Origin of the sequence: Devosia sp. Root436 (genome assembly GCF_001426345.1) — a bacterium.
Taxonomy (GTDB): Bacteria; Pseudomonadota; Alphaproteobacteria; order Rhizobiales; family Devosiaceae; genus Devosia.
This window is the reverse complement of the sequence record NZ_LMEM01000001.1, coordinates 265,596-277,747: the sequence shown is the minus strand read 5'-3', so window position 1 is coordinate 277,747 and position 12,152 is coordinate 265,596. Positions and strand designations below refer to the sequence as shown.

The following is a 12,152-nucleotide window of genomic DNA, read 5'->3' as shown; positions in this document are numbered from 1 at the left end:
CTATTCGGCCTTGCGTTCGAGGCGGGCGAAGACGCCCTGCGGCAGCGGAAGGGGCGTATGGGTTAGCAGACTGTTAGCATCGAGCGCGGCAGCGAGTGAACGCTGGTCATCCGGAATGGCAAGCTGGTCGAGCAGGCGCGATGCCGATGCCGGCACGAAGGCGAGCATGGGAATGGTCAGGCGGCGAACCGTGTCGGCCGTAACATAGAGTACGGTCGCCATGCGATCCGGATCGGTCTTTTTCAGCGCCCAGGGCTCCTGCCCGGCGAAGTAGTTGTTGGCCGAGCTGAGGGCCCCGATGATGGCGCCCGTGGCTTCGTGGACGAGCTGTTCGTCCATGGCCTTCTGCGCGACGCCGAGGGCTTCGGTGACCTCGTCAATCAGCGCCTGATCGCCGCCGGTCAGAGGACCTGGCTGAGGAACCTTGCCGTCGCAGTTCTTGTTGATCATCGACAGCGAGCGCTGGGCCAGATTGCCCAGATTGTTGGCAAGGTCGGCATTGACGCGGGTGATCAGCTTGTCGGCGCTGTAGTCGCCGTCATTGCCGAGTGGCACCTCGCGCAGGAAGAAATAGCGGACCGCGTCGATGCCGAACTCGGCAGTGAGTTCGAACGGATCGACGACATTGCCGAGCGACTTGCTCATCTTCTCGCCGCTGTTGAGCCAGAAGCCGTGCGCAAAGACCTTCTTCGGCAATGGAAGATTTGCCGACATCAGGAAGGCGGGCCAATAGACGGTGTGGAACCGGACGATGTCCTTACCGATCAGATGCAGATCGGCCGGCCAGTATTTGCTGCGCGGACCGCCCTGAGGCCAATCGGTAGCGGTGATGTAGTTGGTCAGCGCATCGACCCAGACATACATGACGTGGGCAGGGTTGCCGGGCACCTTGATGCCCCAGTCGAAGGTGGTACGCGATATGGAGAGATCACGCAGGCCCGACTTGACGAAGCTCACCACCTCGTTGCGGCGCTCGGCGGGAGCAATGAAATCGGGATTGGCTTCGAAGAAGGCCAGCAGTCGATCCTGATACGCGGAAAGCCGGAAGAAGTAGCTCTGTTCCTCGACCCACTCGACCGGCGAGCCAAGCGGCTCCACACGCACCCCGTCTGGGCGAACGGTGGTTTCCTTCTCATCGAAAAAGGCTTCCTGCCGGACGGAGTACCAGCCGGAATAGGCGTCGAGGTAGATGTCGCCATTGGCCTCCATCCGGCGCCAGATTTCCTGCCCGGCAGCGTGATGACGGGCTTCGGTGGTACGGATGAAATCATCGGGCAGCACATCGAGCGCCGCCTGCATGTCGCGGAAGCGCTGGGAATTGCGATCGGCCAGTTCGAGGGGCGTGATACCCTCGGCCCGGGCCGTCTGCAGCATCTTGATACCGTGCTCGTCGGTGCCGCTCAGAAAGAACACATCCCGTCCCGCGAGGCGCTGAAAGCGCGCCAGAACGTCTGCCACCACAGAGGTATAGGCATGGCCGATATGCGGATCGCCATTCGGGTAGAAGATCGGCGTGGTGACGTAAAACGGCTTGCTGGTCATAGGGGCTCGGCAGAAACGGAGGCGGTCATTGCAGCGTGCTTCCTGATCGCGTCGAAAATGGCGACGAGGGTCTGCTTCATGTCCAGATTGATATCATCGGCCTCGGCGAAGAGGGCGTGTGCCTTGTCCCATAGCTCGTTGGCGGAGGCAAGGCGCATGCGCCCCCGCGCCTGCATGGCGGCGTTGCGGGCTTCGTCGGCCATCCAGTCATCCAGCATTTCGCGGGCGAAGCTGAGCTCGGTACTCTGGGTGTCGGCGCCCAGCGCGTCGGCCAGTTGCATGGCCACCGCAGCCGGGTGCCGGGCGGGGTCGCTCAGCCAGGCCTGCAAAGCCCCAAGGGCCGATTCCGGCGCCAGCGCCAGCGTCTCGAAGGCGCGGCGCGGGCGCCCGCCGGCCAGGGCGACGGCGCGGTCGAGCTCGGCCTGGCCCAGGCTGGGATCGTGCTCCAGCAGCACCGCGCGCACGGCGTCGGGCCCCACCGGCCGCAATGCCAGATTGTGGCAGCGGGACTTGATGGTGGGCAGCAACTGGCCGGGGCGATGTGAGACCAGCAGGAAGATGGTGTCGGCGGGCGGCTCTTCCAGCGTCTTGAGCAGGGCATTGGCAGCCGAGGGATTGCAATCGTCGATGCTGTCGACAATGGCGACGCGGTACCCCGCCCTGCCCCGCGTGTGATGCAGGCTGTCGCGCAACTCCCGGACATCCTCGACGCGGATGACGGTATAGTAGCCCTTGGTGTCCCTGGGGCGGCGGCGCAGCAGGAAGAGATTGGGATGCGACATCGCCCCGACCTGTTCTTCCACGCGGTGTGCGGCCTCGTCGCCGGTGGCCGTCAGGATGGCGGCGGCCATCTCGAAGGCGAAAGTGGCCTTGCCGATGCCCTGCGGGCCATGCAGCAGGATGGCGCCGGGCAGGCGGCGCTCGGCAAGCTGGCCGAGGATGGCGGCACGGGGACGGTCATGGCCACGCACCCGCTGGCGGCGTTCGGGCAAGGCAATGTCTTCGAGGGCATCGGGGTCGGTCACGCCGGCGAACCACGCTGTAGCTCGGGAAAACGCTGGCTCACGGCCTCCCAGATGGCAGCCTCGAGGGCATCCTCGGGCTGGGCGGCAGAGATGACGACGCAGCGGTCCGGATTGTCCCGTGCAATGGCGAGGAAGCCGTCACGCAGCTTCTTGTGCCACTCGATCTCTTCCTTCTCGAAGCGATCGCCGGTCAGTGCCAGCCCGTCTTCGATGGCCCGTTCGGCGACGCGCTTGAAGGCGGCTTCGGGGTCCATGTCGAGGATGATGGTGAGGTCGGGCGCATGCCCGTCGAGAGCGAGGGATTCCAGCCCCGCGATGAGCTTGTCATCGACGCCACCGGTCAAGCCCTGATAGGCGCGGGTGGAATCATGGAACCGGTCGGACAGAACCCAGATGCCGTTGCTCAGGTTGGGAGCGATGAGCTGGTTGACGTGGTCGAGCCGGGCCGCGGCGAAGAGCACCGCTTCGGCACCCGGCCCCCAGCTTTCCGATCGCCCCTGCAGGATGAAGGAGCGGATGGCCTCGGCCTTGGGCGTGCCACCGGGTTCGCGCGTGCGAACGGCCTCGATGTCGTGCCGCTGCAGGTTTTGCAGCAGGCGCTTGACCTGGGTGGATTTGCCGACGCCCTCGCCACCCTCGAAGGTGATGAAGCGGGCGCGGCTGGCTTTGGAAGTCGGTGCCTCTTGCAACATGTCTTCCGGCTTCAATTGTCTCGATCCGAGGGCTATGCACTTGGGGCGCGCTCGTCAAGTTGAAGAGCCCTCGGGTAGCGGCTGGACACGGAGCGAAAGCCCTCTCCCCTTGAGGGAGAGGTGGAAATCCGCGTCCAGCGGATTTCCGGGTGAGGGGTTCTGCGCCATCCCATGCGTCAATGCTCTTGGATAGCTCCAAACCCCTCATCCGCCCTTCGGGCACCTTCTCCCTCAAGGGGAGAAGGGAAGCGCCCAAGCGGCCCGGGGTGGATACCGCCCTAACGGGGAGGAGTTCACAACCAACCAAGGGCCAGTTGCTTCAGCGCGTCGGTGGCCTTGCGCACGATATCGCCCTCTCCCACCGTTTCGGCGGCATAGAGCGGGGCGGTCTGGACGAGCTGGTCGTCGCAGAAGACCTGGAGTTCGGCGATCTGGTCGCCCTGCATGACCGGGGGCAGCAGCGGTCCGGTATAGTTGACCTGGGCATTGAGGCATTTGCGCGAGCCGCGCGGCAGGTAGAGCGCCACTTCACCCTCCCCGACCAGGCCGACGCTGGGGCTGGTGCCGCCATAGACATTGGCATAGGCCACCACAGCGCCTTCGGGATAGGCGGCGACACGCTCGAAGGCGCGGGCGCCCCAGGTGATGAGCTTGCGGCCTTCCTCGGTGCGCTGGGCCATGGAAGTGAGGCCATGCAGCACGGCGACCAGCCGGCGGCCCCCTTCATCGGTGGAGATGACCGAGCCGTAGCCAGCCGCCTCGGTATGGCCGGTCTTGAGGCCATCGACGCCAATGCCGAGTTCTACCAATGAATTGCGGTTGGGCTGCTTGATGCCGTTCCACTCCATCTCGGGCTCGGAGAAGTAGTGGTAGTATTCGGGGAATTCGCGGATCAGGTAGCGCGCCAGGTCGGCCAGGTCGCGGGCGGTGACATACATATCCGGGTCCGGCAGGCCGGTGGGATTGGTGAAATGGGAATCGGCGAGGCCGATTTCCTCGCCCAACTCGTTCATCATCGCCGCAAAGCTGCCCTCGGAGCCGGCAATGCCTTCGGCCAGGATGATCGCCGCATCGTTGCCCGACTGGATGATCACCGAGCGGATGAGGTTTTCGACCGATATCTGCGAATTGAGCTCGGCAAACATGGTCGAGCCGCCGGACGAGGCGCCGCCGGTGCGCCAGGCATGTTCGGAGACGAAGAACTCGTCGGTCATGGAAAGCCGGCCGCTGCGGATTTCGTTGAACACCACGGCAATGGTCATGAGCTTGGCCATGCTGGCCGGCTCCATCGGCAGGTCGGCATCCTTCTGGAAGATCACCGTGCCGGAATCCTCGTCCATCAGGATGGCGAACTTGGCTTTGGTGTCGAAATCGGCCTGGGCCAAAGCCGGCATAGTCAAGGTCAGCGCTGCCGCGAGAATTCGCAGGATTTTCTTCACGTTGCCCCCTTCCCCCGTTTCAATACCAGCCCAGCAAAGAATAGATCCCCGCTTTCACGGGAATGACGTCGTGGTCTAGTTCAACTTTAGATCATTGAGCCCGAGTTCGCGAGCCAGGTCGAGAACATCTATGCGTGACACGCCGGGCTTGAGATGGGTCAGGGTCAGCCGGGTTGCCGGCCCGCCATTGACGGTCACGGCCTCCTCGTCGACCGCACCCAGCAGGGCGAAGCGCTCGGCCAGGGCGACGGCATTACCCTGATCGGCGAAAATACCGAGGCCCAGCTTGATGTTACGGGCATCCATGTCGACGGACTGCGCCCAATCGTCAAGGCCGCCGGCACGGGTGGCCATGGCGTTGACCGCCGCGAAGGCGGTGCCGATGGCGGCGTCCTGCTCCTGCGGCGTGGTGTCGGCATAGGAGAACAGGTTGCCGAAGAAGTTACCGGCTATGTCGGCGAGGCTATTGGTATTGTCGGCCTGGGCGAACTGGGTGTTGCCGCCGCCGAAATCGGCCGGGCCGGAATAGGAAGCCATCAGCATGCGGGTGTCGTCGCCTTCGAGCGGCGCCGGGCCGACATACTCGGCCTGGATCTGGGTATGGCCGTTGTTGACATAGCCCAGCATGGCCGCCGCCCTGTAGGACAAGTCCATGATGCGGCCGGGCATATAGGGGCCGCGATCGTTGACGCGGACGATGACCGAGCGGCCATTGGCCTGGTTGGTGACGCGGACATAAGAGGGCAAAGGCAGCGTGGGATGGGCGCCGGTGATCGCGTTGGCTGAGAAGATTTCCCCGTTAGCCGTTCTGCGGCCATGGAAATCGGCGCCGTACCACGAGGCATCGCCCACCGCGACATAGTCGGGCTGCTCAGCCGGCGTGTAGACCTTGCCGCGCACCGTATAGGGCCTGCCGACCTGGTAGCGGCCGCCACCCTTGGGGGGATTGGCCGCGGTGGTGACGCGGGGAGAAACGCCGACGCCATATTCGGAGGAGCTGAAGGCGGCACGATTGACGGTGGCGCCAAGGCCCCCGCCGCAAGCCGCGATCATGGGGGCGACAAGGGCCGCGAGGGCGACAAGGCGGATGGCATGGCGCCAGGAGGTCGTCGTCACGGTACGCATTACTCTACGCTAACTGACACTGCGAGCGCAGATCATAACGCGATCCCGGAGCACTCGCAGTCAGTTAGAGGTTTTCTGGTTTCGGTGAGGTTAAGGGGAACAGACTGTTAGCGTTTGGCGTAGCATTTGATGCCAATGCGTGACGGATCGGGGATAAATGCGTCCCCGCACCGGCCTTGCGCAGTTGCTGATATAAAGATATCTTTATGTCACAGGAATAGCAGGTAGCTGAGGTATTTGGCGATGAGCCAGCATGATGATCCCCACATTCCCGACTGGAACGAGGTCCGCACCGCGCTGACCAGGGCGGCGCGCGAGCGCATCCTGATTCTGGACGGCGCCATGGGCACCATGATCCAGCGGTTGAAGCTGACCGAGGAGAATTTCCGCGGCGAGCGCTTCAAGGGCTGGAAGCTGCCGCTGCAGGGCAACAACGACCTGCTGGTTATAACCGAGCCAAAACTGATCGAGGATATCCATTTCGATTACTACATGGCCGGCGCCGATATCGCGGAGACCAACACCTTCTCGGCCACCTCGGTCGCCCAGGCGGACTATGCCTGCGAGGACGCGGTCTATGACATCAACTACCAGGGCGTGATCGTCGCGCGCCGGGCGGCGCAGCGTGCTGAGGCGGCGGATGGACGGCGGCGCTTCGTGGCCGGGGCGCTGGGGCCGACCAACAAGACTTCGTCCATGTCGACCGACGTCAACAGCCCCGGCCACCGCGCCATCACCTTCGACCAGCTGGTGGAAGCCTATGGTGAGGCGATCCGCGGACTGGTGGATGCCGGTGCCGACCTGCTGCTGTTCGAGACCATCACCGATACGCTCAACACCAAGGCCGGCATCTTCGCGGCGCGAAAGCTGTTCGACGAGCGCGGCATCGACGTGCCGATCATGATTTCGGGCACCATTACCGACCTCAGCGGCCGCACCCTCAGCGGGCAGACGCCCTCGGCATTCTGGTATTCGGTGCGCCACGCCAACCCGTTCACCATCGGGCTCAATTGCGCGCTGGGCGCCAATGCCATGCGGGCGCATCTGGGCGAATTGTCCGATGTGGCGGACACTTTCATCTGCGCCTATCCCAATGCGGGCCTGCCCAACGCTTTCGGCCAGTATGACGAGAGCCCCGAATTCATGGCCGAGCAGATCGAGGGCTTTGCCGCCGCCGGCTATGTCAACATCGTGGGCGGCTGCTGCGGCTCGACGCCCGAGCATATCAGCGCCATCGCCCAGGCTGTCAGCAAACACAAGCCGCGCGCCGTACCGACGGCCGAGAAATTCCTGCGGCTGTCAGGGCTGGAGCCGTTCACGCTGACGCCGGAAATTCCGTTCGTGAATGTGGGCGAGCGCACCAATGTCACCGGCTCGGCGCGCTTCCGCAAGCTGATAACGGCGGGCGACTATACCGCGGCGCTGGACGTGGCGCGCGACCAGGTGGCCAATGGCGCCCAGATCATCGACATCAACATGGATGAGGGGCTGATCGACAGCAAGCAGGTGATGATCGACTTCCTCAACCTGCTGGCCGCCGAACCCGATATCGCCAAGGTGCCGCTGATGATCGACAGCTCCAAATGGGAGGTGATCGAGGCGGGGCTGAAATGCGTGCAGGGCAAGGCGCTGGTCAATTCCATCTCGATGAAGGAAGGCGAGGAGGCGTTCCTGCATCACGCGCGGCTGGTGCGCGCCTATGGCGCGGCCGTGGTGGTGATGGCGTTCGACGAGCAGGGCCAGGCCGATACGATCGAGCGCAAGGTTTCCATCTGCACCCGGGCCTACAAGCTGCTGACCGAGAAGGTCGGTTTCCCGCCCGAGGACATCATCTTCGATCCCAACGTCTTCGCGGTGGCGACGGGCATCGAGGAGCACAATGGCTATGGCCTCGCCTTCATCGAGGCCACCAGGCAGATCACCGACACCCTGCCCCATGTGCATATTTCTGGCGGCATCTCCAACCTGAGCTTCTCGTTCCGCGGCAATGAGCCGGTGCGCGAAGCCATGCACGCGGTGTTCCTGTACTATGCCATCCAGCAGGGTATGGACATGGGCATCGTCAATGCCGGGCAACTGGCGGTGTATGAGAGCATCGATCCCGAATTGCGCGACGCCTGCGAGGACGTGATCCTCAACCGCCGCGAGGATGCGACCGACCGGCTGTTGGCCCTGGCCGAGCGCTATCGCGGGGCGGCCGGCAAGGAAGTCGCCGCCAAGGACATGAGCTGGCGCGAGGGCACGGTGGAGGAGCGCATTTCCTACGCGCTGGTCAACGGCATTACCGAATTCATCGATGCCGACACCGAGGAAGCCCGCCAGAAGCTGCCCCGGCCGCTGCATGTGATCGAAGGCCCGCTGATGGCCGGCATGAGCGTGGTCGGCGACCTGTTCGGCTCGGGCAAGATGTTCCTGCCGCAGGTGGTGAAATCGGCCCGCGTGATGAAGCAGGCCGTGGCTTTGCTGCTGCCCTATATGGAGGCGGAAAAGCTGGCCAATGGCGGCGTGGAAACCGAACGGCAGAGCGCCGGCAAGGTGCTGATGGCCACGGTAAAGGGCGACGTGCACGATATCGGCAAGAATATCGTCGGCGTCGTGCTCTCCTGCAACAATTACGAGATCATCGATCTCGGCGTCATGGTGCCGACGGCCAAAATTCTGCAGACGGCGAGGGAGCTCAATGTCGATATCATCGGGCTCTCCGGCCTCATCACGCCGTCGCTGGACGAGATGGTGCATGTGGCGGCCGAAATGGAGCGCGAGGGCTTCGACATTCCCCTGCTGATCGGCGGGGCGACGACCAGCCGGGTGCATACGGCCGTCAAAATCCATCCGCGCTATGAGCGGGGCCAGGCCGTCTATGTCAACGACGCCAGCCGCGCCGTGGGCGTGGTGGGCAACCTGCTGTCAGCCGACAGCAAGGTGAGTTTCATCGAGGATATCCGCAAGGAATATGCCAAGGCCGCGGCAGCCCATGAGCGGGCCGAGAGCGAGAAGCAGCGCGTGCCGCTGGAAAAGGCGCGCGCCAATGCCTTCAAGCCGGACTGGGCCAGCTACACGCCGCCCAAGCCGAGCTTTTTGGGTACGCGGGTGATCGAGGACTTCGACCTTGAGGCGTTGGCCCGATATATCGACTGGACGCCCTTCTTCCAGACCTGGGAACTCAAGGGGCGTTATCCGGCCATTCTCGAGGACGAGCGGCAGGGCGAGGCGGCGCGGCAGCTGTTCGATGACGCGCAGCTGATGCTCAAGCAGATCATCGGCGAAAAGTGGTTCAAGCCGCGCGCGGTGGTCGGCTTCTGGCCGGCCAATGCCCATGGCGACGACATCCGTCTCTACAAGGACGAAGGCCGCGCCGAAGACCTCGCAACTTTGTTCACCTTGCGCCAGCAGCTCTCCAAGCGCGACGGCAAGCCCAACATGGCGCTGGCCGACTTCGTGGCGCCCGATGGAGTGCCGGACTATATGGGCGGGTTCGTGGTGACGGCGGGCATCGAGGAAGTGGCCATTGCCGAGCGGTTCGAACGCGCCAATGACGACTACTCGTCGATCCTGGTCAAGGCACTGGCCGACCGCTTTGCCGAGGCCTTGGCCGAGGCGATGCACGAGCGGGTGCGCAAGGACTATTGGGGCTATGGCGCCGACGAGAGCTTTGCGCCCGACGAGCTGGCCGCCGAGCCCTATCGCGGCATCCGCCCCGCCCCTGGCTATCCAGCCCAGCCCGACCATACCGAAAAGACCACCCTGTTCCGCCTGCTCGATGCCGAACAGGCCGTGGGCGTGACGCTGACCGAAAGCTATGCCATGTGGCCGGGCTCATCGGTTTCGGGGCTCTATTTCAGCCATCCGGACGCCTATTACTTCGGCGTGGCCAAGGTGGAGCGCGACCAGGTGATGGACTATGCCGAGCGCAAGAACATGCCGGTGGCGGACGTGGAACGGTGGCTGGGGCCGATTTTGAACTACATTCCGGGGCCGGCTATCGTGGCGGCGGAGTAGACGGGATATTGGGTTTGTCTACCCGGCTCGCGGTTCCTTCGCCTCCCTCCCCCTGAGGGGAGGGACCGAGGGTGGGGGTCCTTGGATGGTTCACGAAACCACCCCTCCCCAGCTCTGCTACGGCCCGGCGGGCCGAGCGCCGCTACCCTCCCCTCAAAAGGGGAGGAAGGGCAAGAACCATATTTCTTGCCATATGCCCGAAGCAATATTCCCCGCGTCGGGGTGGCTGGAGGGGGATATCCCCAATGAATGCGAAACATCCTCTTGAACCCATCCCCGTAACCCTCGTTACCGAGCCCATCCATCTCGTCCCGCTCGACGCCGATACCGCCCTGCTCCGCCTGCCGGCCAACAGCGGGCACGGCCATGCGGATGGCGAACAGTGTATTGCCTGCGCCATGCGGACCGATGTGCGGGCCCTGCTGTTCGACCTGCTGGAAGGGGCCAAGCAGGGTTTGCGGCCGGGATTCAAGCGGGTTGTGGTCGATGCCAGCGCGGTGGCGGACAAGGGCCAGGTGATCGCGGCATTGACGGGGAAACTGCCGGCGCAGGCGCTGCGGGATCACACGGTGGCGCGGTTGTTTTATCTGGCGGGGGCGGCTTAAAGATCGTGCCACGCCCTCGTGGTTCGAGGCGCTGAAGAAGCGCACCTCACCATGAGGGCTACTTGTAGTTCGGTGTATCAGTAGCCCTCATGGTGAGGCGGGAGCGCAGCGACCCTCGAACCACGAGGGCGTGGCTATCAGCCCGAAAACCGCACCAGCGGCGTATCGGCCCGCAGATAGAGCGGGTGCTTGGGTGAACCATCGGCATTGGTGCCGAAGCACCATAACTCCACGCCGTCAGCCTTGAGCGCTTCCACGATCGTCTTGCCCGCTGGCGCCAGGGCCTTGTTGAGCTTGCCGTGGCAGAGGACGACGCGGTCTGCTCCGCTGGCGGCCTGGCGGATGACGGGAAGATTGGCGGGCGAGACCGCGACAATGTCCGGCTGGACCAGCATTTTCGGGTCGGTGGCGCGATAGTCGCCGACATTGCATTTCACCATGCCGGAAAAGCCCTCGCGGCGGGCGAAAGTCCATTCGCGGGCGCAGGTGGGGTCGTCCACTGTCGCATCGGCGGTGGAGGGATTCATGCCGATGAAGAGAATGTAGCGCTCGGGGAAGGCATCGCCCAGCCAGCGGCGCATGCGCTGGCGGTAGCGGGTGTCCGGGCTCATGACCACGTCGCCATGGACGCCCGGCAGCAGGCGCAGGCGCACCTTGCCGCCGGGATCGTGGGCGGTGCCGTCGATCATGCCGTGAGGTCGGTCGGCGGCGCGAGGCCGTTGATCAGGCTGGCGGTGGTGACGGTGTTGGCGAGGAGGCACGCAATGGTCATGGGGCCGACGCCGCCCGGAACCGGGGTGATGGCGCCGGCGATCGCGGCGGCTTCGGCATAGGCCACGTCGCCAACCAGCCGGGTCTTGCCTTCGCCGCGTTCGGGCGCGGGAATGCGGTTGATACCGACATCGATGACCGTGGCGCCCGGCTTGATCCAGTCGCCGCGGATCATTTCGGGGCGACCGACGGCGGCGACAACGATATCGGCGCCGCGCACCACATCGGCGAGGTTCTTCGTCCTGGAATGCGCCACGGTGACGGTGCAGTTCTCGCGCAGCAGCAGCTGCATCATCGGTTTGCCGACGAGGTTGGAGCGGCCGATGATGACGGCGTTGAGCCCGGCCAGCGAGCCGATCTGGTCGCGCAGCAGCATGAGGCAGCCGAGCGGCGTGCAGGAGACCGGGCCCGGCAGGCCGATCTGCACCTTGCCGACATTGGCCGGGGTGAAGCAATCGACATCCTTCGATGGGGCGATGGCCTCGATCACCTTGATGGAGTCGATCTGCTTGGGCACCGGCATTTGCACAAGGATGCCATGGACCTGATCATCATTGTTCAAGCGATGGACGAGAGCCAGCAGGTCGGCTTCGCTCGTGTCTTCGGGCAGTTCATGCTTGAACGAGGCCATGCCGACTTCGGCGGTCTGCCTGGCCTTGTTGGTGACATAGACCTGGCTGGCGGGATCGTGGCCGACAATGACGACGGCCAGGCCGGGCGTGATGCCGTGTTCAGCCTTGAGGCGCTGCACGTGGCCGGCAATGCGACCACGCAGGCCCTCGGCGAAGCTCTTGCCGTCGATGATCGTTGCCGTCATGGGTCCCTCCGCAATACCAATGCGCGGGCGCAGCAATAGAAAACGCGGCGGCGTTCGTCTACGGTTGGGGCAAAATAAAAGGCTGCAACAGCATTTCTGCCGTTGCAGCCTTGGGAATATCGGCCATCCGCACTGTT

General features: G+C 64.2%; 9 protein-coding genes. 2 read left to right on the top strand and 7 right to left on the bottom strand.

The annotated features are described in order from the left end of the window. The 5 genes from metG to ASD04_RS19935 all read right to left on the bottom strand — a co-directional run bounded on the left by metG (nt 1) and on the right by ASD04_RS19935 (nt 5,814). Nucleotides 1-1,542 carry a methionine--tRNA ligase gene (gene metG, locus ASD04_RS01440; protein ID WP_056251472.1) on the bottom strand — a complete coding sequence of 514 codons (1,542 nt, stop codon included), beginning with the start codon at nt 1,540-1,542 and terminating at the stop codon, nt 1-3. Further along, entirely contained in the window at nt 1,539-2,567 is a 1,029-nt protein-coding gene (locus tag ASD04_RS01435) for an AAA family ATPase (RefSeq protein ID WP_056251469.1), read from the bottom strand. Before ASD04_RS01435 ends, metG begins: the two co-directional genes overlap by 4 nt. After that, nucleotides 2,564-3,259 (bottom strand): dTMP kinase, encoded by a 696-nt coding sequence (gene tmk, locus ASD04_RS01430; protein WP_056251467.1) that lies wholly within the window; start codon nt 3,257-3,259, stop codon nt 2,564-2,566. Before tmk ends, ASD04_RS01435 begins: the two co-directional genes overlap by 4 nt. A 293-nt stretch (nt 3,260-3,552) precedes the next feature. Then, entirely contained in the window at nt 3,553-4,698 is a 1,146-nt protein-coding gene (locus ASD04_RS01425; protein ID WP_244488219.1) for a D-alanyl-D-alanine carboxypeptidase family protein, read from the bottom strand. A 75-nt stretch (nt 4,699-4,773) separates the two neighbouring features. Next, nucleotides 4,774-5,814, bottom strand: a complete 1,041-nt coding sequence (locus tag ASD04_RS19935; protein ID WP_280137656.1) for a septal ring lytic transglycosylase RlpA family protein — start codon at nt 5,812-5,814, stop codon at nt 4,774-4,776. A 252-nt stretch (nt 5,815-6,066) separates the two neighbouring features. Between ASD04_RS19935 and metH the strand changes: the two genes are divergently transcribed. Then, a complete protein-coding gene (gene metH / locus ASD04_RS01415; RefSeq protein ID WP_056251460.1) occupies nt 6,067-9,822 on the top strand; it encodes a methionine synthase in 3,756 nt (1,251 codons plus the stop codon). 245 nt (nt 9,823-10,067) lie between these two features. Beyond that, nucleotides 10,068-10,427, top strand: coding sequence for a hypothetical protein (locus tag ASD04_RS01410; RefSeq protein ID WP_056251459.1), 360 nt, complete (start codon nt 10,068-10,070; stop codon nt 10,425-10,427). 137 nt (nt 10,428-10,564) lie between these two features. Here the strand turns inward: ASD04_RS01410 and ASD04_RS01405 are convergent, their stop codons facing one another. Together ASD04_RS01405 and folD are read right to left on the bottom strand one after the other, a co-directional pair. Continuing rightward, nucleotides 10,565-11,116, bottom strand: coding sequence for a DUF1643 domain-containing protein (locus tag ASD04_RS01405; protein ID WP_056251456.1), 552 nt, complete (start codon nt 11,114-11,116; stop codon nt 10,565-10,567). Next, a complete protein-coding gene (gene folD / locus ASD04_RS01400; protein ID WP_056251453.1) occupies nt 11,113-12,015 on the bottom strand; it encodes a bifunctional methylenetetrahydrofolate dehydrogenase/methenyltetrahydrofolate cyclohydrolase FolD in 903 nt (300 codons plus the stop codon). The genes ASD04_RS01405 and folD overlap by 4 nt, the downstream gene beginning before the upstream one ends. Between the last annotated feature and the right edge of the window lie 137 nt (nt 12,016-12,152).

Excerpts from the sequence above, each read along its gene's own strand:
- metG (WP_056251472.1), bottom strand. The coding sequence starts at position 1,542 with ATGACCAGCAAGCCGTTTTACGTCACCACGCCGATCTTCTACCCGAAT.
- tmk (WP_056251467.1), bottom strand. The coding sequence starts at position 3,259 with ATGTTGCAAGAGGCACCGACTTCCAAAGCCAGCCGCGCCCGCTTCATC.
- metH (WP_056251460.1), top strand. The coding sequence starts at position 6,067 with ATGAGCCAGCATGATGATCCCCACATTCCCGACTGGAACGAGGTCCGC.
- ASD04_RS01410 (WP_056251459.1), top strand. The coding sequence starts at position 10,068 with ATGAATGCGAAACATCCTCTTGAACCCATCCCCGTAACCCTCGTTACC.
- ASD04_RS01405 (WP_056251456.1), bottom strand. The coding sequence starts at position 11,116 with ATGATCGACGGCACCGCCCACGATCCCGGCGGCAAGGTGCGCCTGCGC.
- folD (WP_056251453.1), bottom strand. The coding sequence starts at position 12,015 with ATGACGGCAACGATCATCGACGGCAAGAGCTTCGCCGAGGGCCTGCGT.